This is a genomic window from Niveispirillum irakense DSM 11586 (assembly GCF_000429645.1).
GTDB lineage: Bacteria > Pseudomonadota > Alphaproteobacteria > Azospirillales > Azospirillaceae > Niveispirillum > Niveispirillum irakense.
Genome location: NZ_AUCG01000006.1, coordinates 44,888 through 64,252 on the forward strand (window position 1 = coordinate 44,888; position 19,365 = coordinate 64,252).

At 61.9% G+C, this 19,365-nt stretch carries 21 protein-coding genes; 12 read left to right on the forward strand and 9 right to left on the reverse strand.

Annotated features, from left to right (window positions below; genetic code table 11):
• The first annotated feature begins 33 nt into the window (after positions 1 to 33).
• On the forward strand, positions 34 to 906 hold the full coding sequence (locus G473_RS0102890) for an SDR family oxidoreductase (protein WP_029011863.1): 873 nt from the start codon (positions 34 to 36) through the stop codon (positions 904 to 906).
• On the opposite strand, the gene G473_RS0102895 is transcribed toward G473_RS0102890, so the two are convergent.
• From G473_RS0102895 to G473_RS24790, 3 genes are read right to left on the reverse strand one after another with little or no spacing between them, the layout of a single operon-like run.
• Entirely contained in the window at positions 903 to 1,403 is a 501-nt protein-coding gene (locus tag G473_RS0102895) for a MaoC family dehydratase (RefSeq protein ID WP_029011864.1), read from the reverse strand. The genes G473_RS0102890 and G473_RS0102895 overlap by 4 nt on opposite strands.
• Positions 1,404 to 1,448: 45 nt before the next feature.
• Positions 1,449 to 2,075 carry a ParA family protein gene (locus G473_RS0102900; protein ID WP_029011865.1) on the reverse strand — a complete coding sequence of 209 codons (627 nt, stop codon included), beginning with the start codon at positions 2,073 to 2,075 and terminating at the stop codon, positions 1,449 to 1,451.
• Between the two features lie 47 nt (positions 2,076 to 2,122).
• The gene (locus G473_RS24790; RefSeq protein WP_051329824.1) at positions 2,123 to 3,700 is read right to left on the reverse strand and encodes a CYTH and CHAD domain-containing protein; all 1,578 of its coding nucleotides are present in this window, start codon (positions 3,698 to 3,700) and stop codon (positions 2,123 to 2,125) included.
• A gap of 253 nt (positions 3,701 to 3,953) precedes the next feature.
• Between G473_RS24790 and G473_RS0102910 the strand changes: the two genes are divergently transcribed.
• Positions 3,954 to 5,150 (forward strand): phosphoglycerate kinase, encoded by a 1,197-nt coding sequence (locus G473_RS0102910; RefSeq protein WP_029011866.1) that lies wholly within the window; start codon positions 3,954 to 3,956, stop codon positions 5,148 to 5,150.
• 118 nt (positions 5,151 to 5,268) lie between these two features.
• Here the strand turns inward: G473_RS0102910 and G473_RS0102915 are convergent, their stop codons facing one another.
• Positions 5,269 to 5,880: an ATP-dependent Clp protease proteolytic subunit gene (locus G473_RS0102915; RefSeq protein ID WP_029011867.1), complete on the reverse strand. Its 612-nt coding sequence runs from the start codon at positions 5,878 to 5,880 to the stop codon at positions 5,269 to 5,271.
• 106 nt (positions 5,881 to 5,986) lie between these two features.
• Positions 5,987 to 7,483, reverse strand: coding sequence for an aldehyde dehydrogenase (locus tag G473_RS0102920; protein WP_029011868.1), 1,497 nt, complete (start codon positions 7,481 to 7,483; stop codon positions 5,987 to 5,989).
• Positions 7,484 to 7,681: 198 nt separating this feature from the next.
• Here G473_RS0102920 and G473_RS0102925 point away from each other — a divergent pair, with 198 nt between their 5' ends.
• From G473_RS0102925 to G473_RS24795, 3 genes are all read left to right on the forward strand, one after another.
• Entirely contained in the window at positions 7,682 to 7,999 is a 318-nt protein-coding gene (locus G473_RS0102925) for a hypothetical protein (protein WP_029011869.1), read from the forward strand.
• Positions 8,000 to 8,071: 72 nt separating this feature from the next.
• Positions 8,072 to 8,383 (forward strand): hypothetical protein, encoded by a 312-nt coding sequence (locus G473_RS0102930; protein WP_029011870.1) that lies wholly within the window; start codon positions 8,072 to 8,074, stop codon positions 8,381 to 8,383.
• Positions 8,384 to 8,510: 127 nt separating this feature from the next.
• Entirely contained in the window at positions 8,511 to 9,383 is an 873-nt protein-coding gene (locus G473_RS24795; RefSeq protein ID WP_035705242.1) for an EamA family transporter, read from the forward strand.
• A 17-nt stretch (positions 9,384 to 9,400) separates the two neighbouring features.
• On the opposite strand, the gene G473_RS24800 is transcribed toward G473_RS24795, so the two are convergent.
• Positions 9,401 to 10,870, reverse strand: coding sequence for a methyl-accepting chemotaxis protein (locus G473_RS24800; RefSeq protein ID WP_051329825.1), 1,470 nt, complete (start codon positions 10,868 to 10,870; stop codon positions 9,401 to 9,403).
• 385 nt (positions 10,871 to 11,255) lie between these two features.
• Here G473_RS24800 and G473_RS24805 point away from each other — a divergent pair, with 385 nt between their 5' ends.
• The 3 genes from G473_RS24805 to G473_RS0102955 all read left to right on the forward strand — a co-directional run bounded on the left by G473_RS24805 (position 11,256) and on the right by G473_RS0102955 (position 13,769).
• On the forward strand, positions 11,256 to 11,501 hold the full coding sequence (locus G473_RS24805) for a helix-turn-helix domain-containing protein (RefSeq protein WP_051329826.1): 246 nt from the start codon (positions 11,256 to 11,258) through the stop codon (positions 11,499 to 11,501).
• A 77-nt stretch (positions 11,502 to 11,578) separates the two neighbouring features.
• Entirely contained in the window at positions 11,579 to 12,946 is a 1,368-nt protein-coding gene (locus tag G473_RS0102950; protein WP_029011871.1) for a glutamine synthetase family protein, read from the forward strand.
• Positions 12,947 to 13,070: 124 nt separating this feature from the next.
• Positions 13,071 to 13,769, forward strand: coding sequence for a Crp/Fnr family transcriptional regulator (locus G473_RS0102955; RefSeq protein ID WP_035705220.1), 699 nt, complete (start codon positions 13,071 to 13,073; stop codon positions 13,767 to 13,769).
• 256 nt (positions 13,770 to 14,025) lie between these two features.
• On the opposite strand, the gene fliN is transcribed toward G473_RS0102955, so the two are convergent.
• Both fliN and G473_RS0102965 read right to left on the reverse strand, forming a co-directional pair.
• Positions 14,026 to 14,343, reverse strand: a complete 318-nt coding sequence (gene fliN, locus G473_RS24810; RefSeq protein ID WP_035705248.1) for a flagellar motor switch protein FliN — start codon at positions 14,341 to 14,343, stop codon at positions 14,026 to 14,028.
• Between the two features lie 22 nt (positions 14,344 to 14,365).
• A complete protein-coding gene (locus G473_RS0102965) occupies positions 14,366 to 14,911 on the reverse strand; it encodes a mismatch-specific DNA-glycosylase (protein WP_035705221.1) in 546 nt (181 codons plus the stop codon).
• A 149-nt stretch (positions 14,912 to 15,060) separates the two neighbouring features.
• Between G473_RS0102965 and flgF the strand changes: the two genes are divergently transcribed.
• Genes flgF through flgH form a run of 4 tightly spaced genes read left to right on the forward strand, consistent with a single transcriptional unit; the run spans position 15,061 to position 18,386 of the window.
• Positions 15,061 to 15,783: a flagellar basal-body rod protein FlgF gene (flgF, locus tag G473_RS0102970; protein WP_029011875.1), complete on the forward strand. Its 723-nt coding sequence runs from the start codon at positions 15,061 to 15,063 to the stop codon at positions 15,781 to 15,783.
• A gap of 14 nt (positions 15,784 to 15,797) precedes the next feature.
• Positions 15,798 to 16,583 carry a flagellar basal-body rod protein FlgG gene (flgG, locus tag G473_RS0102975; protein WP_029011876.1) on the forward strand — a complete coding sequence of 262 codons (786 nt, stop codon included), beginning with the start codon at positions 15,798 to 15,800 and terminating at the stop codon, positions 16,581 to 16,583.
• A gap of 40 nt (positions 16,584 to 16,623) precedes the next feature.
• A complete protein-coding gene (gene flgA, locus G473_RS24815) occupies positions 16,624 to 17,610 on the forward strand; it encodes a flagellar basal body P-ring formation chaperone FlgA (protein WP_051329827.1) in 987 nt (328 codons plus the stop codon).
• Between the two features lie 11 nt (positions 17,611 to 17,621).
• Positions 17,622 to 18,386 carry a flagellar basal body L-ring protein FlgH gene (gene flgH / locus G473_RS0102985; RefSeq protein ID WP_029011877.1) on the forward strand — a complete coding sequence of 255 codons (765 nt, stop codon included), beginning with the start codon at positions 17,622 to 17,624 and terminating at the stop codon, positions 18,384 to 18,386.
• Between the two features lie 90 nt (positions 18,387 to 18,476).
• Here the strand turns inward: flgH and kduD are convergent, their stop codons facing one another.
• Positions 18,477 to 19,235, reverse strand: coding sequence for a 2-dehydro-3-deoxy-D-gluconate 5-dehydrogenase KduD (gene kduD / locus G473_RS0102990; RefSeq protein ID WP_029011878.1), 759 nt, complete (start codon positions 19,233 to 19,235; stop codon positions 18,477 to 18,479).
• Between the last annotated feature and the right edge of the window lie 130 nt (positions 19,236 to 19,365).

The window sequence follows — 19,365 nt, forward strand, 5'->3', positions numbered from 1 at the left end:
CTCCCTCCCCATTCCGACGATGCAGGAGCCACCATGCTGGACGATCCGCGCTTTGACGCCCCCCGCCCGCCTCAGCCCCGGCAACAACAGGACATGCCGGGCCACACGGCCGCCATGGACCCGAAACCCGATCATGGTGAAGAAACTTATCGCGGCAGCGGCCGGCTGCAAGGAAGGGTGGCCTTGATCACTGGCGGTGATTCCGGCATCGGTCGTGCCGTTGCCATCGCCTTTGCCCGGGAAGGGGCGGATGTCATCATCTCCTATTACGATGAACATGATGATGCGGCGGAAACCGGAAGGTGGGTTAAAAATGCGGGACGCGAACCGCTGCTGATCGCCGGCGACATCTGCGAGGAAGCGCATTGCCGCCATCTTGTGGACCGTGCGATGGAACAGTTTGGCCGGCTGGATATCCTGGTCAATAATGCCGCCCACCAGGCCTCCTTTGCCGATATTGCCGATATCACTGCGGAGGAATGGGACATTACCTTCCGCACCAACATCCATAGCCAGTTCTATCTGGCAAAGGCCGCCATCGCGGTGATGAAACCCGGCGCGAGTATCATCAATACCAGTTCCATCAATGCCAAAGACCCCAACCCGCAATTGCTGGCCTATGCCACCACAAAAGGGGCCATCGCCAATTTCACGGCCGGTCTCGCCGGGATGGTGGCGGAAAAAGGTATCCGCGTGAATGCGGTTGCGCCAGGGCCGATCTGGACACCGCTGATCCCCTCCACCATGCCGGCGGAGAAGGTCGAATCCTTCGGCAGCAATACGCCCCTGGGCCGGGCCGGTCAGCCGGCGGAACTGGCGCCGGCCTATGTGATGCTCGCCTCCCCGGAATCCTCATACATCACCGGCGCCATCATCCCGGTCACCGGCGGGCGCCTGATGCTTTAACCTTCCGGCACGTCCCCCGGCCCTGGCGGCACCATGACCAGCAGCACATTTTCCGCCGTCAGGGCCGGTCTTTCCTCCCCCTCAATCTCCATGCTGGCAACAAAGACAATCAGCCACTGGCCGGGCTGACGCTGGCTTGCCTGTTTCAGCGTGAAATGGGCGCGGATACGCCGGCCCGTCCGGACGGGTGCAAGGAAACGCACGGCGTTCAGCCCGTAATTCACCATCATGCTCGCCCCTTCCAGCGGGGGAACGGCCTGTTGAAACAACCCCGCCAGCAGGGACAGCGTCAGATAACCATGGGCCACCGTTCCGCCGAATGGCGCTTCCCGGGCCGCCCGTTCAGGATCGACATGGATGAACTGGTGGTCCCCGGTCACGTCGGCAAACCGGTTGATACGGTCCTGGTCGATCAACACCCAAGGGGAAGAGCCGACGCGCTGCCCCACCCGTGCAGCCAGTTCGCCGACCGGTATCGCCTGTAATGCCGCGCTCATGCTGCTTCCTCTGTCAAACATACGTTTGACCTCAGCATGAGACAATCAGGCGACTTTGTCGATAAAGCTCAACAGCGGCACCCAGTCCGCCTTGATATCAAGGGCGCGCTTGCTGGTCAGGTCAAAAAGGGCGAGCCCTTCGGCCGCAAGATCGGGATAAAGCTGACTGTCGCGCAGGCGGGTCACCACCTGATGCCCCACCCCTTCCAGAAACTGGTCCAACCGGTCGGCGGCCTTGGTGCGCGGGCGCAACCGGTTACCGATGATGGCAACGGGCACCTTGTTCTTGCGGATAGATTTCAACTCATCCAGCCGCTTCAAATACCGTTCCGTCGCCGCCTCATCAAAGGCACCGGGCAGGAGTGGCAGCACGACCAGATCGGCCAGCTTCACCAGATCTTCCACATCCTTGGGCTTCATCGCCGCCGGGACATCGATCACCAGCCGCCCCGGCCCGTCGGGCACATCGCCAACCTGCTTGGTCCAGTCCCGGCCTTCAATGGGTGCTGCTTTTTCCGACCGACGCTTCAGCCAGCCGGAGGCCGATTTCTGCCGGTCCATCTCCGCCAGAATGGTGCGGTGGCCGGCAGTGGCGAAGGCGGCGGCAAGATGGGTGGAAATGGTCGTCTTGCCGACGCCGCCTTTGATATTGCTGACCAGGACCGTAAGCATGCTCTTCCTTTCACTCTCTCATCGGCGCGATGTGCAGCCGGTGACGATCACAGATCGGCAGCCGGATCGTCAGCCGATGGCCGCTTCCAGAACGGGGCCGTCTCCGCAAAGCGGCGCCAGTCGCGCACCACTGCCTCTTCCCCATCATGCAGGCCGCGCGCATGCCAGCCGATCACCAGCCCCGCCCCGCGCTGCCATCCTTTGGGCAGGCCGGACCGGCCCTCAAGCTCATCCATCAACTTGGTGATGGTGGCGACATCCTGAAGATGGCCTAACCGGTCCTGCAGGCTGGACAGATCCTCCAGGAAGCGTTTCAGGGCCTTGCCCTCGTACAGACCCCGGAAGAAATCGGCCGCATAGCGCAGCTTTTTCAAGGCGATGCGCAACTCGTGCCGCTGTTCCGCGCCGGCATGGGCAAAGCCCTTGCCCTCCTTGCGGGCCTTGCGCAGGCGCTTGTCCAGCAAAGCGGCGGCCAGTTCCGTAACGGGGCGCAACAGCAGGGCCGAACGTTCGCTGACCGGCTGGTTGCGCCAATGCCGCCCATCCAGCCAGGCTGCCAGATCCAGCAGCAGAGCCGTATAGCGGGGGGAGCCGACGGCGGCGCGCGCCTCCGCATACCCATCACGGCGGGCTGCCTGAGCGGCCTTCTCCAAAGCCGCCAACCCCGGATGATCGACCAAGGCGGCGCTGACCGGGGGCAGCAATTCCCCCAGGAAGACATCCCATTCCCGCGCCGCGCCCAGGGAGCCCGCCAGCCATTTGATTTCCGGCACCAGCTTTTCCGCTTGTTCCGTGGGGATCAAGGGCCGGAAGATCTGAAAGGTGGAGCGCAGCCGGCGCAAGGCCACCCGCATCTGATGCACCCCTTCCGGATCGTCACCGGTCAGGGTGGCCTGTTCATTGGCAGTCAGGTGGACAAGGCAGCTTCGCACAATGTCGGCCAGCGCCTCTTCCACCGTCGCCTCGTCACTCAGCGCCAGCTTGGCGGCACGCTGGGTTTGCGGCTCCGCCCCATCGGCCAGCGCATAGCCGCGCGCTGACTTCGTGGCCATTTCCAGCCGCATCGGCACCTGTTCATGGATGGCGCGGGCCATGCGGTAAAGGCAGGCCGTATCCTCCCCTTCCACCAGCTCCAGTTCCAGTTCATGGACGGGCAGCACAGCGCCTTGCGGGGTGGTGATCTCCCCCTGATCAATCGCCACCTCCACCTTCATCCCCTCTTCCGGGGTGATCAGGCGGATCTGGCGGCGGATGCGGGTTTCAAACAAGGGCAGCAGATCAGCATTGGTCAGGGGCCCCAGCGGGGCCAGCACGTCCGGATCGGGCAACAGCGCGATATCTGGTTCTGGCCCCGGTACGGGCACCTCCCATTCCCCCCGGACCAGGGCGCCGATCCCCGGCGGCGGGGCGGATTTCAGCGTCTGAACCAGCTTCTTGCCCTGCCGGCGCACGCGCAGCGACAAGCCATTTTTCTGCAACAACCGGTCCGCCGTATCAAAATAGACGCTGTCCAGCGACTTGGCGGCGGGTTTGGCCCCTGGCGTGGCCAGAACCGGCAATTTGCGCAGCCGGTCCATATCCTCGGCGCGTACCGACAATTTCAGTTCGATTTCACGGGGGGACATGGTCCGTTTCGCCCTATGCTCCATGGTGGAAACAGGGGCGGCAGAAGGTGATTCTCCCGCGCCCAGCCTCATTTGCGACAGAACGATGACAAGTGTTTCAAATCCTGTCTATCGCAGCCGCCGCTTTTTTTTGCATTCTGCCCGTGACAGATCGTCGGCGGCGCAGTTGCCGGGGGCGCACTTTTGTGCTTCCCTCCGCCCGCTTTTGCGCACTCAATGCGAAATATTCTTCAAGCCCTCGGGGAAATCCGTCATGCGCTTCCAGACCCTGGATACTATCGACGTTGCCGGCAAGACCGTGCTGGTCCGGGCCGACCTGAATGTGCCCGTGGCCGATGGGCAGGTGTCCGACACCACCCGCATCGACCGTCTGATCCCCACCCTGAAGGAAATCGCCGCCAAGGGCGCCAAGGTGGTGGTGCTGTCGCATTTCGGTCGCCCCAAGAATGGCCCGGATGAAAAGAACAGCCTGCGTCAGGTGGTGTCGTCGGTGGAAAAGGCGCTGGGCGCCCCGGTCGCCTTCGCCGCTGATTGCGTGGGCGAAACCGCCAGCAATGCCATCGCTGCCCTGCCGGCTGGCGGCGTGCTGATCCTGGAAAATACCCGCTTCCATGCGGGGGAAGAGAAGAACGATCCGGAACTGGCCAAGGCCATCGCCGCGCTGGGCGATGTCTATGTCAATGACGCCTTCTCCGCCGCACACCGCGCCCATGCCTCCACCGAAGGCGTTGCCCACCTGCTGCCGTCTGCCGCTGGCCGTCTGATGCAGGCGGAACTGGAAGCACTGGGCAAGGCCCTGGCGGCGCCGGAACGGCCGGTGGCCGCTGTGGTTGGCGGGGCCAAAATCTCCAGCAAGCTGGAACTGCTGCTGAACATGGTGGCTAAGGTCGACATGCTGGTGCTGGGCGGCGGTATGGCCAACACCTTCCTGTTCGCCAAGGGCGTCTCTGTCGGCAAGTCGCTGTGTGAAGTGGACATGGCCGATCAGGCCCGCGCCATCATGGACAAGGCAGCGGCTTCGGGCTGTGAGCTGCTGCTGCCGGTTGACGGCATGATGACCAAGGAATTCAAGGCCGGTGCCGCCCATCGTCTGGCCGATGTCACCGACATCGCCGCTGACGAGATGATGCTGGATGTCGGCCCGAAGACGGTTGAATTCCTGTCCCTCAAACTTCAGGGCGCCAAGACCCTGGTCTGGAATGGCCCGATGGGCGCATTCGAGATTCAGCCCTTCGACAGTGGCACCAATGCCGTTGCCGGTCTGGTTGCCGCCTTGACCCAGCAGGGCCGCCTGCTGTCGGTTGCTGGCGGCGGTGATACGGTCGCAGCGCTGGAACATGCCGGCGTGGCCGACAAGTTCTCCTACGTTTCCACCGCCGGCGGCGCTTTCCTGGAATGGCTGGAAGGCAAGACCCTGCCCGGTGTCGCCGCCCTGGAAAAGCACGCCTGAAGCGGGATTGGCGGGGGGCCTGAAAGCCCCCTGACCGGTTCTACAAATGACTGAAAAAGAAAACGCGCCCGGTGATGTGCCGGGCGCGTTTTCTTTTCCGATGGTAATCCCGGTGGGATCAGAACCCGTCGGCAGTCTCGATAACGTGGGACACGATACCGTATTCCTTGGCCTCTTCAGCCGACATCCAGAAATTACGGTCGGTGTCCACGGCCACCCGCTCGATCGGCTGGCCGGTTTCACGGGCGATCACCGCGTTGATGCGATGACGCATCTTGATGATCTCCTTCGCCTCGATGGCGATATCGGTGGCGGGGCCACCCACACCACCGGCCGGCTGGTGGATCATGAAGCGGGTGTTGGGCAGGCAGTAGCGATCTTCCTTGGCGGCACCCAGAAAAATGTGCGCGCCAGCGGAAGCGACCCAGCCGGTACCCAGCACCTTCACCTTCGGCTTGATGAAGCGGATCATGTCATGGATCGTGTCGCCGGATTCGACGTGACCGCCGGGCGAGTTGATCACCAGCTTGATCGGTTCGTCATTTTCAGCGGCAAGGGCCAGCAACTGGGCGACGACGGCCTGCGCCACCTTCTGGTTGATCTCGCCAAACAGCAGGATCGTGCGGGCCTTGAACAGGTTCTGCGCCACGCCGGGCGGGGCCTTCGCCTGTTCCTTGGCCTCGGTGTCCGGCTTTTCTTCTTCGTCGAGACGGATCGGATGAACGAGCAAGGGAAGCGCTCCTGGTTTGAAGACCTTTACAACAGTGACCTAGCCGGAAATCGGCCCCGGTTCAACCCGTCGCATCAGCCATTATGGCGATTGTCGGAAATGGTTTCTAGGAGAGGTCGATCCAGACGCTCTTCAAATCGGTATATTTCTCCATCGCGTGCAGGCTTTTGTCACGTCCGAAGCCCGATTGCTTGAAGCCGCCGAAGGGTACGGTGATATCGCCGCCATCATAGCAGTTGATCCAGACACTGCCGGCCCGGATCGCGCGGGCCGCTTTCATCGCCGTGCTGATATCGCGGGTCCAGACGGCCGCCGCCAAGCCATAGATCGTGTCATTGGCGATACGGAACGCCTCTTCCGTGCTGGAAAAGCTGATGGTGGACAGGACAGGGCCGAAAATCTCCTCCCGCGCGATGGTCATATTGTTGTCCACGCGGTCGAACAGGGTCGGCTCGATATAAAAACCGCCCGTCTCCTCCCGTGCGGCGAAGCCACCCAGGCGCAGGGCCGCCCCTTCCGCCTTGCCCTTGGCGATGTAGGACAGCACCCGTTCATGCTGGCGGGCATCGACCATGGCACCCATGGTGCTTTTCGGGTCCAGCGGGTCGCCGGGCTTCCAGCGGGCGGCATGGTGGGTTACCCGCTCCAGGAATTCGTCCTTGATGCTTTCATGCACCAGCAGGCGGGAACCGGCGGTGCAGACCTCACCCTGGTTAAAGAAAATACCGCCCACAGCCTCCCGCGCGGCGCGGTCCAGGTCGGGCGCATCGGGCAGGATGATATGCGGGCTTTTGCCGCCGCATTCCAGCGACACGCGCTTCAGGTTGCTTTCGCCTGAATAGCGCATGAAATATTTGCCAACCTCGGTGGAGCCGGTAAAGGCCAGCATATCCACATCCATGTGCCGGCCGATCGCTTGGCCGGCCGTCTCCCCGAAGCCGGGCACGACATTCAGCACCCCTTCCGGCAGCCCTGCCTGCACGGCCAGTTCCGCCAGGAACAGGGCCGTCAGGGGCGATTGTTCCGCCGGTTTCAGCACGACAGAATTACCCGTCGCCAGCGCCGGGGCGATCTTCCACACCGCCATCATCAGGGGGAAGTTCCAGGGCACGACAACGCCGATCACCCCCAGCGGCTCCCGCAGGATCAGGGACATGGCGTCCGGGCCGCTGGGGCCCACCTGATCATAAAGCTTGTCGATGGCCTCGGCGTAATATTGCACGCAGCGTACCGACAGGGGGATATCGACATTGCGGGCATCGCGGATGGGCTTGCCCATGTCCAGCGTTTCCAGCAATGCCAGCTCGTCGGCATTCTCCTCCATCAACTGCGCCAGCTTTGCCAGCACGCTTTTGCGCGCGCGGGGGTGCCGGTCGCGCCAGACGCCATTCTCAAAGGTGCGGCGGGCCGCGGCCACGGCGCGGTCCACATCCTCCGCATCGCATTCCGCAACCTGGGTCAGCACCTTGCCGTCGCGTGGGCTGATACAGTCGAAACGCTTGCCACTGGCGGCATCCACAAACCGGCCATCAATGAAGGCCTGATTGCGGAACTGAAGCCGGGCGGCCTTGTCGTGCCAGCTTGGGGTGGCGTTGGCGTCCATCCTGTCCTCCTGGGCCGTGGTGGCCCCTTTTGCCTGATGGTGTTGCGGGCAAGAGTGCATCCGCCACCGCGGCAGGACAAGTACCCGCATTTCGGCAAAGTGTTTAAGCCATCCGGCAAAGCGCCGAACGGATGCAGGGATCACAGAGATGGCCTATTTATCGTTTCAGCAAATCTGCCAATTTGATTGGAGCATCCGATGTCTGGCAATCACTCCTCCACAGCCTCTCTGGCGGCGCTGCGTGATACGGTGATGGCAGATCGCGCGCTGTTGTCTCGCCTTTCCACAATCGCGGACCAGGAAGCGGTGCTGGACGAGTTGATGGCCGTTGCGAGTGCCAACAAAATCTCTGTTGATAGCGGCACTGTACGCCAAGCCATGAAAGAGGAACTTGCCTCTGTCCATGAGGGCGAACTCTCAGACGAGGAATTGGAGATGGTCGCCGCGGGGACGCGAAGCGATGCCCCGAAAATAGATGGTGGCGGCAAACGCCGGCCCTCATCTGGCCCTGCCTAAGTACATTTTCATGGCCGATGAGCAGCAAAGGCCATGCTGTTTACCGAATCCTTCATTTATGGAGAATGAGCAATGACCGGTACCGCCCACTATGATGAAAACATGGTCACCCTGCGGGATGCCATTTTTGCCGATCCGGCTCTCGTGGATCGGCTGTCGGGCATTGAGGACCGTGATGTCCTGGCCCAGGAAGTGCTGAGCTTCGCCAGCGCCAACGGGATCAATGTGGATATCGAAGCCCTGCGCGGCACGCTGGATGAAGCCATCGACAATATGCGTTCCTCCGAACTGTCGGACGAGGATCTGGAGAATGTGGCAGCCGGCATGCTCGTGCCGTCATATTCCAAGCAGTCGCCGAAGGGCGAGAGAATCACCATTGGCTGATTTTTTGCTGCACCCGTCTGGCAACAGGAACGTCAGGCTCCCATTGTCCGCATGACATGTTAGCAGTTGCACAATCGTGGCCAGGATGAGGGGATAGTGTCCTCTCATCCTGGCCACGATGGTTTTGATGCGCCCCCGTCATATTGCCCTTGCCGTGCTTGTTGCCCTGATCTGGGGGTTGAATTTTGTCGTCATCAAGCTGGCACTGACCGGCTTTCCACCGCTCCTGCTGACCGCGCTTCGCTTCATGCTGGCCGCCTTGCCAGCCCTTTTCATCGCCAAGCCCGCCGGGCTGCGCTGGCGCGACATGGCCCTGGTGGCGACATTCCTTTTTATCGGCCATTACGCCTTTCTATTTTCCGCCCTGGATAAAGGCATGTCCGCGGGGCTGGCATCTGTCGTGCTGCAAAGCCAGGCCTTCATTACCATGCTGCTGGCCGTGCCTATCCTGGCCGAGAAACCGGGCCGCCGGCAGGTGACAGGGGCGGCAATCGCTGCTGCCGGTCTGATCATCACAGCCAGCACTGTCGGACTGGATGTAACCTGGATGGGATTTGCCCTAACCCTTCTGGCAGCCGCCAGTTGGGCCATGGGCAATGTGTTGACACGGCGCCTGCCCCCGACGCCCACTTTCCCGCTGATGGTCTGGCTGAGCCTGATTCCGCCCTTGCCGGCACTCGCCCTGTCACTGCTGCTGGAGGGGCCGGAGCGGATCGGCCACGCGCTGACCCATGTCACCTGGACCGCGGGTTTGTCCCTGCTTTACATCGCCGTTCTTTCCACCCTGGTGGCCTTCGGGATCTGGGGCTTTCTGTTGAAGACGTACCGCGCTGGGATGGTGGCGCCCTTCTCCCTGCTGGTGCCCGTTGTCGGCACGATTACGGCGCATCTCGCCTTTGATGAAAGTTTCGGCCCGCTGCGCATGGCCGGCATGGTTCTGATTTTTGCCGGTATCATGGTGCCTGCCCTGCCCTGGCCGCGCCGTCCCCGCATGGTATGACGGGGACGGCGCTGCGATCAGGCGGCCCGCACTTCGGACAGGAAGCGATCAACTTCCAGAGTCAGACGCTCCGCTTCACGCGAGAGTTGGGCTGCGGCACTCAACACAGAACCGGCAGCCTCGCCCGTTCCCTGGGCTGTTTCATTGACGCCGCTGATATTGCTGCTGATTTCCTGTGTGCCAATGGCCGCCTGCTGCACGTTGCGGGCAATTTCCCGCGTGGCTGCATCCTGTTCCTCCACAGCAGCAGCAATGGTGGTGGCGATCTCATTGATATTGCCGATGGTCTGGGTCACCTCCACCGTGGCGGCGACGGCACTGTCGGTCGCCTGCTGCACAGCAGCGATACGGCTGGAAATATCCTCCGTCGCCTTGGCCGTCTGGGTCGCCAAGCTCTTAACTTCCGACGCAACGACCGCGAAGCCTTTACCGGCTTCCCCGGCGCGGGCGGCTTCAATAGTCGCATTCAAGGCCAGCAAGTTGGTCTGGCTTGCAATATCGGCGATCAACTGCACCACGGCACCGATGGCCTTGGCCTCCGAAGCCAGTTCCTGGATGGTGCGGTTGGTTTCCAGCGCGCGGTCGCTGGCCTCGCGGGAGATAGTGGCAGAAGAACCAACCTGCCGCGTAATCTCACCAATGGAACTGGTCATCTCCTCGGCAGAAGCCGCAACCGTTTGCACATTTGCTGATGTCTGCTCCGTCGCGCTGGAGACGGCAGCGCTTTGCTGACGGGTCTGTTCAGCCATGGCGGAAAGTTCCTGCGCGCTACCTTGCAATTCGGTCGCTGAGCTTGCAACCAGCGTTACAACCGATTTCACATTCCGCTCGAACTGGCTGGCCATATCATGCAGGGCGCGACGGCGCTCTGCCGCGGCGTTCTCTTCCGCCGCCTTCATCTGGGCGCGCATACGCTCGGTTTCCTGGGCATTCCGGCGGAACTGTTCCAGGCCACTGGCCAGATGCCCCACTTCATCCCCCCGGCCAAGACCAGGAACAGCCAGATCCAGATTACCGTCCGCCACCTTGCGCATCGTCTCTGTCAACCGGCTTAACGGGCGGGTGATGGTGCCGATGGCAATGTAAAGCGACAAGGCAACAGCAACCAAGGCGCCAACCCCGCCGATGGTCAGCATGCTGGCCGTCGCCGTCACCACTTGATCCGTCGCCTGCTGGGCCCGATCTTCAATGGCCCGCCGGATCTCCTCGGTCAGGCGAATATTCGCGTCGCGCAAAGACACCATTTTAGGGTCAAACCGTTCGCTGATCGCCTTACCCGCCTCTTCATCGCGGTTCTCAATGAGAATCTGTTCAATTTGGGCAAATTCTTGTCGCAATCCAGCCAATCCATTTTCCAGGCTGCGAACTTCCTCACTCCAAGCCGGCACCAGACCGCGCAGGTCTTTGTAATCGGATGCAGCTTGATCCATGCTGGTACGCGCTTCGGCGATGGCAACGTTAATCTGCGCCTCCTCATCCATAGCCATCGCTCTGTATGTCTGCTGACCAGCAGCAATAACCGTCCGGTTAGTACGTGCCAGCTTGACCATCGCGTATACTTCTTCCTTTATAAGCGATGTATAGTTTCCATTCACCTTATTAATGTTTCGTTCACCAATGAACATTATTAACGACATCATCACGAGCATCATGACGATGATCGATGTTATTCGCACAGTAATGGAAATATTTGTTATTTTCATTGTCTCGCCCCTTCCTACTACTAGTTTCCCCGGATGCCATACTGGATTATGTCGGTTTAGTTTCCGAGATATCCATGCAACCGTTTGAGTCTGGCAGGGATATCGGATTTTTCAATATCGGATTTTTCAATTTACAGCGAGCTGCCGCAAAAATTCGGGAGAAATCGCTGTGCTGATCGCCCCTCGGGAACACGCAATTGTTGGCGCATGCCTGGAGCGTGCCCGCCGCAATGCCAAAGTGACGCAGCAAGAGTTGGCGCGTCGATTAGGCAAACCCCAATCCTTCATTTCTTCGTATGAGACCGGGCAGCGCCGGGTTGATGTGCTCGAAATGATCTTGATTCTGCACGCGCTGAACATTGATGCGCGTCTGATTTTTGATGAAATCTATCTGCACTTCCCACGAACCCCCTGACGGGTGCTGCGCCGTGCTTGACAGAAGCTGTCCGACACGGTGCCATGCCCGCCATTATCAACCCGCGGACCTTTCCCATGACCGCCCCCGACCTTTCCGCCGAAATCGCGGCCTTCCGCCAAGCCCATCCCGATATCATCGCGGTGGACGCACTGTTGCCTGACCTGTGCGGGGTGTTTCGGGGCAAACGGGTGCCCATCGCGGAGCTTGATAAGCTCTATAAGGAAGGGGTGGCCCTGCCCGGCTGCACCTTCGCCGTCGATATCACCGGCGATACGGTGGAAGAGACCGGCATGTCGGTTGAAAAGGGTGTGCCGGACCGGGTGTGCCGCCCGGTGCCGGGAACGCTGACCCGTGTGCCCTGGTCGGCCAAGCCGCTGGGGCAGGTGCTATTATCGATGCGGGGGGAGGATGGCAGCCCGTTCCCCTATGCCCCCCGGTCCCTGGTGGAAACGTTGCAGGCGGCGTTACGCCAGCGCGGCCTTACGCCCGTCGTGGCCGTGGAGCTTGAATTTTATCTGATCGACCGTGATAGAGCACCCGGCGCGCAGCCTTCTCCCCCCACCAGCCCCCGCAGTGGGCGGGTCCAGGACCGTACCCAGGTTTATGGGCTGGCCGAGCTGGAGGATTTCGAGGATGTGCTGGATGAGATCACAGCCGCCGCGCAAGCCCAGGGCATTCCAGCCGGCACCGCCATTGCTGAATATGGGCCGGGCCAATATGAAATCACGTTGAACCACCGGCCCGATGCCCTGCGTGCAGCCGACGATGCCGTGCTGTTCAAGCGCGTGGTCCAGGGAGTGGCGCGGCGCCACGGCTTTGAAGCCACCTTCATGGCCAAGCCTTATGCCGACCAGGCCAGCAGCGGCATGCATATCCATATGAGCGTGCTGAATGATGCGGGGGAGAATATCTTCGCCGATCCTGCGCCGGAAGGCTCCCTGCTGTTGCGGCAGGCCATCGGCGGGATGGCGCAGACATTGCCGGCGACCATGGCCCTGGCTGCGCCCGGTGCCAATAGCTGGCGACGCTTCCAGGTCGGTTCCTACGCGCCCACCATCATCGGGTGGGGCGTGAATAACCGAACCGCACCTCTGCGCATACCCGCCGGCGGGCCGGAAAGCCGGCGGGTGGAATATCGGATCGCCGGGGCCGATGCCAATCCCTATCTGGTGCTGGCGGGCATGCTGGCCGGGCTGCTCCACGGCCTGGACGAGCATATTGATCCCGGCCCGCCACTGGAGGGGAATGCCTATGAAGCAAGCGCCCCTCATCTGCCGACCGAATGGGGAACCGCGCTGACGCTGTTCACCACCTCCTCCATCCTGCGCCAATGGTTCGGGGATGCTTTTGTCGATACCTATGCCATCACAAAACAGGCGGAGCGGGCGAAATTCGCCGCCCAGGTGACCCCGCTGGAATGGGAGTGGTATCTGCGCGCCTGACTAAAAGCGGGAATAGCGTCTGGATCAGGGGCGCGGGCACCAATGGACCGGAAGCGGCTCTATCCCGCGGCGCCCGCGACAGATATACTGACTTCCAATCATTCCGCAGCCGGATGCTATACCCGTGAGCGAAGCCAATCCTGCCAATCTCGATCGTATCGAACTGCTGCAAGCGCTAAGCGTGGAGCAGCGTGCCGCCATTGCACGCCAATGCAGTTGGCGGCATTTCCATCCCCACGAACAGATTGTGGACCGGGCATCAGACAGCCGGGACGTCTGCCTGATCGTAGAGGGCCGCGTCCGCGTCGTGAACTATTCCCTCTCCGGCCGGGAAATCACCTTCGACGATATCGAGTCTGGGGGCTATCTGGGGGAATTATCGGCCATTGATAGCGGCCCCCGCTCCGCCTCCATCGTGGCATTGACGGAAACGCTGGTCGCTTTCATGTCGCCCCGCCTGTTCCTGGAGACGGTAACCACGCATCCGGCCATCGGCACCCTGGTCATGCGCCGCCTGGCCCATATCGTCCGCACCTCTACCGGTCGAATCATGGACCTTTCCACCCTGGGGGCGAATAACCGGGTCCATGCGGAGTTGCTGCGTCTGGCCAAGGCTGGCATGCGCGATGATAATACCGCTGAGATCACGCCGGTGCCGATCCACTCTGATATTGCCAGCCGCGTCTCCACGACGCGGGAGACCGTGGCCAGGGTGATGAGCGACCTTTCGCGGGATAATCTTGTTATTCGTCAAGGCAATAGCCTGATCATCCAGGATTTTGATCGGCTGGAGGAGATGGTGGAAGAGGTGCGTGGCGATTGACCCCGCCATGCAGCAACGCCTGTGACAGAGAGTGGTTAAATTTTGAGTGTGTTATCATCGACACGCTTTTTCCCTTTTAAAGCCCGTCGATCTGGTCTATATAAAAGTGACTTGACCGTTGCATATGCGCCACGGTTAGGGACTTTACCTCCTTATGAGGCTCCCTTCATCTCTGGCCGGCTGCCAATCGCAGCCGGCTTTTTTTTGCCTGTATGGAGAGACGGCAGGCCCCTGCCGCGGCGCCCCGTGGGGCTGATCAGTTATTGATCCGGGCAAATTCACGGAAGGTGACGGCAATCTTGTCTTCGACGATGGTCACCTCACCGCGCGCCACCATCCGGCCGGACACAACGATATCGGAAAGGTCGTCGATCTTGCGATCCAGCTCCACAATAGCGCCACGGCCCAGCTTCAACAGGTCGCGGACACGGATGTTGGAGGTGCCCAACACAACGCTCATCTCCACTTCCGTATCATAGACGGCGGAGATTTCCGGCTGCTCAGGCACGACCTTGACGCTGCCGCCGCCAGCCATTTCCCCGAACATTGCATCAATATCGTCCTGGTCGGGCATGAACCTGTCCCCCATCAGCCCTTCAAACTGTCGGTGATGGTAGCATGGCTGCCGCCCGTCTTGCAGCGACAAAGGCAGCCACCGCGCGCCAGGGCATCAGATCAAAAGAACGCCGGGCCTGGCCGGAGGGGGATGGTAGCACGAAAAGCGCGATCCCCTCCCAGTCCGCCGGTTGCCGACCCCAGGAAATAACGGCGTTGCGCCCCAGAAAGACGCGCGCGCCATTCTTGCTGGTAAAGGCGATGGCCGCCGGACGATGGGCGCGCATCTTGACCTGGAAGCCGGTGACATCGAAAGCGTCCGGCGACAGGTCGGCATCATTGCCAATCTCGGTCTTGTTCAGGTCGGTCAGTCCGATCCCCAGGTCCAGCAGGCCCGGATATTGCGCGGCCCGCCAGCGCTCGGGCAGCAGGCCGATCTCCCACAGGGTCGGCCAGAAACGGTTACCCGGATTGGCATAATAAGCCGCCTGGGCGGCGGAGATGCGCGAGGGGGCCGTACCGCAAAAAACAAGGTCAAGGCCGGGGCGTAGCAGGTCGGGCAGGATCATGCGGTCAATCTGGCCCATCCGGCCTGCTGGGGCAAGGGCGGCACTTCTTGCCCATCCCCGATGCCGATAGCCTGAAAATGGCTGAATCCCTCACTTGGCACGCTGATTGCTTTTAACATTCCCGACCGGGCCGCCCAGCCCGTTGGTTTGTTCCAGAGGGTAAGACGATGGAAAATTCACTCTACATCACGCTGTCCCGGCAGGAAGCCCTGCGCCGGCAGATGGAAGTGGTTTCCAACAATATCGCCAACATGAACACGACCGGCTTCAAGTCGCAGCGCATGCTGTTCCTTGAATATCTGGAACAGCCGGACCGTAAGGGCGACAAGATGAGCTTCGTCCAGGATTACGGCCTGATGCGCAATACCAACGCCGGCCCGCTGACTGTGACCAGCAATCAGATGGATGTGGCGCTGCGGGGGGAGGGTTACTTCGCCGTGGAGACGCTCTCCGGCCCGCGCTACACCCGGGGTGGCTCGCTTCAGCTCAATGCCAACCGGGAACTGGTGGATCGCGCCGGCCTGCCGATCCTGGATCAGAACAACCAGCGCCTCACCCTGCCGGCCGATACCACCCAGGTCTTCATCCGGGGTGACGGCACAATCGAGACTGAACAGGGTCAGGTCGGTCGGTTGAAGGTGGTGAATTTCGCCGATCAGCAGCGGATGACCGAGTTGGGCGGCGGCCTTTACACCACCGACCAGGAAGAAATTGCCGTTGCCCAGCCCGATATTGCCCAGGGGGCGCTGGAAGGCTCCAACGTGCAGAGCGTGGTGGAGATGACGCAGATGATCGACGTCATGCGCACCTATCAAAACGTCCAGAAGATGATCGATACCGAACATGAACGGATCCGCACCGCGATCCGTCAACTCGCCCGCGCTCAGTAAAGGGGATCAGGAAAATGCGTAGCCTCTCCATCGGCTCCACCGGCATGCTGGCCCAGCAGTTGAACGTGGAAACCATCTCCAACAATATCGCCAATATGACGACGACCGGTTACAAGCGTCAGCGGGCTGAGTTCCAGGACCTGCTGTACCAGAACCAGCGTCGCGTCGGCTCCACCTCGTCCGATGCCGGCACCATCGTCCCCTCGGGCATCCAGGTCGGCACGGGTGTCAAGGCCGCTGCCATCTACCGGATCAACGAGCAGGGCAACATCAACCCCACCGGCAACACGCTGGATATCGCCATCAACGGCCAGGGCTATTTCCAGGTCCAGTTGCCGAACGGTGAGACGGCCTATACCCGCGATGGCACGCTGGGCCTGTCGCCAGAAGGCACCATCGTCACCCATGACGGCTATCAGGTGATCCCTGGCATCGCCATCCCGCAAAACACGGTCGACATCACGGTCAACCCGAATGGCGAAGTGCTGGCCAAGATCGATGGCCAGGTGGAATTGCAGAATGTCGGCCAGATCCAGCTGGCCACCTTCCCCAACACGGCCGGCCTGGAAGCGATTGGCGACAATCTGCTGCTGGAAACGCCGGCCTCTGGCGCTGCCGTGGCCGGCAATCCCGGCGGGCCCGGCTTCGGTCGCCTGATGCAGGGTGCCGTGGAGACCTCCAACGTCAATATCGTGGCAGAGATCACCCAGCTCATCACGGCCCAACGGGCTTACGAGATGAACTCCCGCGTCATCTCCACCACCGACCAGATGATGCAGTCGGTCAGCCAGCTCCGCTAAGCCCTACCTTATCCGCTGCTTCCGCCGCCGGAGAACGATAATGAACCGCCTCGCCGCCCTCCTGCTTTCCGCCACGCTGCTGTCGGCCCCCATCGCCAGCGCCGCGACCTTGAAGCCCGCCGGCTCGGTCGCCGCCACCCAGATCACCCTGGGCGATCTGTTCGATGGGCTGCCGGCGGATGTTGCGGCGCGGATGGTGATGGCGGCCCCCGCCCCCGGCAGCAGCCTGACATTGGATGCCGGCATGCTGGCGCGGATCGCTGGCGCAAACGGCATCACCTGGCGGCCCATCAGCCCCTACGACAATGCGCAGATAAAGCGGGAAGCGGTGGAGGTCAGCACCGCTGGCATCCAGGATGCGCTGCGGACCGCCCTGATCCAGGCGGGCACCGGTGCCGACGTGGATATCCAGCTCGATAACCGTACCTTGAGCCTGTTTTTGCCGACCGGCAGCGACGCCTCCGTCCGGGTGGAAAATCTTGCCTATGAGCCCGCCCGTGGCCGCCTGACCGCCGATCTGGTGGCGCCAGCCAGTGGACCTGAACTGATGCGCCAGACCGTTACCGGTCGTGCCATCGATATGGTGGAACTGCCGGTCCTGACCCGCCGCCTGCAGACCGGGGAGGTCATCAGCGAGGGTGATCTGACCTATCTGCGCACCCCCCGTGACCGGCTGATTGCCGGGGCTGTCACCGATAGCACTGATCTGGTTGGCAAAACCCTGCGCCGCACCGTCACGCCCAATCAGGCTGTGAACAGCCGCGACGTGCGGGAACCGGTGCTGGTGGCCAAGGGGGCGATGGTGACCATCATGCTTCAGTCGGACCTGATGACCCTGACGACCCAGGGTAAATCCCTGGCCGATGGTTCCCAGGGTGAGTTGGTACGGATTGTGAATACGTCCAGCAGCAGAGTGATCGAGGCGATCGTGGCCGGCCCCAATCTGGTGGCCGTCCGTCCCGCCGGCCAGATCGCCGCCGCAAACCAATCCGCAGCCCGTCCGGCTACCGTCCGGGCGAGCCGTTAAGGAGAACCGATATGTCCGCTGCCCAGACGTTCCGTGCCGTCCGTACATTGACCCTGCTGACGCTGGGCGCCACCATGCTGACCGCTTGCGGCACCGCCGACCGGCTGGCCAATATCGGTAAGGCCCCTGCCCTGTCAGCGATTGAGGATCCGTCCCGCAATCCTAATTACCAGCCCGTGCGCCTGCCCATGCCGGAAGCACCAGTGGTGGACCGGCAGGCCAACTCGCTGTGGCGGGCCGGATCGCGCGCCTTCTTCAAGGACCAGCGCGCCGCCCGCGTCGGCGACATCCTGACCGTCAATATCCAGATCAATGACCGGGCGCAGTTGCAAAACCGCACACAGCGCACCCGTAACGGCACGGACAGCCTGGGCATTCCCAACCTGTTTGGCCTGGAGGCCAGCACCAACAACATTCTGCCAAACTCGGTGGACCCGGCCAATCTGATCAGCACCAATGGCACCAGCACCAGCAATGGTGACGGCCAGATCCAGCGGCAGGAACAGATCAATCTCCAGGTCGCGGCCCTGATCGTGCAGGTTCTGCCCAATGGCAACATGGTGGTCCAGGGCAAGCAGGAAGTGCGCGTGAATTACGAGGTGCGGGAATTGATGCTGACCGGCATCATCCGGCCGGAAGACATCACCTCGGCCAACACGATTTCCTATGAAAAAATTGCCGAGGCACGGATTTCCTATGGCGGGCGCGGCAATGTCAGCGAATTGCAGCAGCCGCGCTGGGGCCAGCAGGTGCTGGAAGTCATCAACCCGTTCTGATGAAACCAGCAAAAAGGCGGCCCGGAGAGCCGGACCGCCTTTTCCTGCCAGGAGTAGCCAGCCGATCCCAGACAGATCGACCGATTTTTCTTACCGGGCCAGCCAGCCGCCATCGACGGCGAGCGTGGTGCCGTGGACATAGTCTGCGGCACTGGAGGACAGGAACACGGCGGCCCCGCCCAGATCGGCGGGCGTGCCCCAGCGGTTGGCCGGGATGCGGGCCAGGATATCGCGGTTGCGACCCTCGTCTGCGCGCAGGGCTTCGGTATTGTTGGTGGCGAAATAGCCGGGTGCGATGGCATTCACATTAATGCCCTTGGCCGCCCATTCATTGGCCAGCAGCTTGGTCAGCCCGGCAATGCCGCTCTTGGACGCGGTATAGGACGCCACCCGGATCCCGCCCTGGAAGGACAGCATGCTGGCAATATTGATGATCTTGCCGCCCGTGCCCTGGGCCAGGAACTGCTTGGCCACGGCCTGGGCCAGAAAGAAGGGCGTCTTCAGATTGACGTCCAGCACCAGATCCCAGTCGGCTTCCGTGAAATCCAGCGCATCGGCACGGCGGATGGTGCCAGCGTTGTTCACCAGAATATCCAGCCGGCCAAAAGCGGCCACGGCCTTTTCCACCACCTCGGCCACCGGCGCACCGGTGCCCAGATCGGCATGGACGAAATGGAACTTGGCGCCGGCCGCTTCCACCGCCTGCTGCGTGTCGCTGGGCGTGGACCGGCCAACGGCGACAATGGCCGCCCCGGCCTGGGCCAGCGCCAGCGCAATGCCCTGACCGATACCGGTATTGGCGCCGGTCACCAGCGCCACCTTGCCATCAAGGCTGAACGGATTGCTCATCGGGATGCTCCTTGGGGGGAGTGAAGGGCGGGTGTGAAGTGGGGGGGAATGGGGGGATTTGTGCTACTTCCCCGTCACCCCGGCGCAGGCCGGGGTCCAGGGTCACAAGCGCGTTGCTCTACGAAACTGG

Excerpts from the sequence above, each read along its gene's own strand:
- G473_RS0102930 (WP_029011870.1), top strand. The coding sequence starts at position 8,072 with ATGACCGGTACCGCCCACTATGATGAAAACATGGTCACCCTGCGGGAT.
- G473_RS0102920 (WP_029011868.1), bottom strand. The coding sequence starts at position 7,483 with ATGGACGCCAACGCCACCCCAAGCTGGCACGACAAGGCCGCCCGGCTT.
- G473_RS0102895 (WP_029011864.1), bottom strand. The coding sequence starts at position 1,403 with ATGAGCGCGGCATTACAGGCGATACCGGTCGGCGAACTGGCTGCACGG.
- G473_RS0102950 (WP_029011871.1), top strand. The coding sequence starts at position 11,579 with ATGACCGCCCCCGACCTTTCCGCCGAAATCGCGGCCTTCCGCCAAGCC.
- G473_RS0102925 (WP_029011869.1), top strand. The coding sequence starts at position 7,682 with ATGTCTGGCAATCACTCCTCCACAGCCTCTCTGGCGGCGCTGCGTGAT.
- G473_RS24800 (WP_051329825.1), bottom strand. The coding sequence starts at position 10,870 with ATGGCTATGGATGAGGAGGCGCAGATTAACGTTGCCATCGCCGAAGCG.
- G473_RS24795 (WP_035705242.1), top strand. The coding sequence starts at position 8,511 with ATGCGCCCCCGTCATATTGCCCTTGCCGTGCTTGTTGCCCTGATCTGG.
- G473_RS0102900 (WP_029011865.1), bottom strand. The coding sequence starts at position 2,075 with ATGCTTACGGTCCTGGTCAGCAATATCAAAGGCGGCGTCGGCAAGACG.
- G473_RS0102965 (WP_035705221.1), bottom strand. The coding sequence starts at position 14,911 with ATGGGCCAGATTGACCGCATGATCCTGCCCGACCTGCTACGCCCCGGC.
- fliN (WP_035705248.1), bottom strand. The coding sequence starts at position 14,343 with ATGCCCGACCAGGACGATATTGATGCAATGTTCGGGGAAATGGCTGGC.
- G473_RS0102890 (WP_029011863.1), top strand. The coding sequence starts at position 34 with ATGCTGGACGATCCGCGCTTTGACGCCCCCCGCCCGCCTCAGCCCCGG.
- flgF (WP_029011875.1), top strand. The coding sequence starts at position 15,061 with ATGGAAAATTCACTCTACATCACGCTGTCCCGGCAGGAAGCCCTGCGC.
- flgG (WP_029011876.1), top strand. The coding sequence starts at position 15,798 with ATGCGTAGCCTCTCCATCGGCTCCACCGGCATGCTGGCCCAGCAGTTG.
- flgH (WP_029011877.1), top strand. The coding sequence starts at position 17,622 with ATGTCCGCTGCCCAGACGTTCCGTGCCGTCCGTACATTGACCCTGCTG.
- flgA (WP_051329827.1), top strand. The coding sequence starts at position 16,624 with ATGAACCGCCTCGCCGCCCTCCTGCTTTCCGCCACGCTGCTGTCGGCC.
- G473_RS0102910 (WP_029011866.1), top strand. The coding sequence starts at position 3,954 with ATGCGCTTCCAGACCCTGGATACTATCGACGTTGCCGGCAAGACCGTG.
- kduD (WP_029011878.1), bottom strand. The coding sequence starts at position 19,235 with ATGAGCAATCCGTTCAGCCTTGATGGCAAGGTGGCGCTGGTGACCGGC.
- G473_RS24790 (WP_051329824.1), bottom strand. The coding sequence starts at position 3,700 with ATGTCCCCCCGTGAAATCGAACTGAAATTGTCGGTACGCGCCGAGGAT.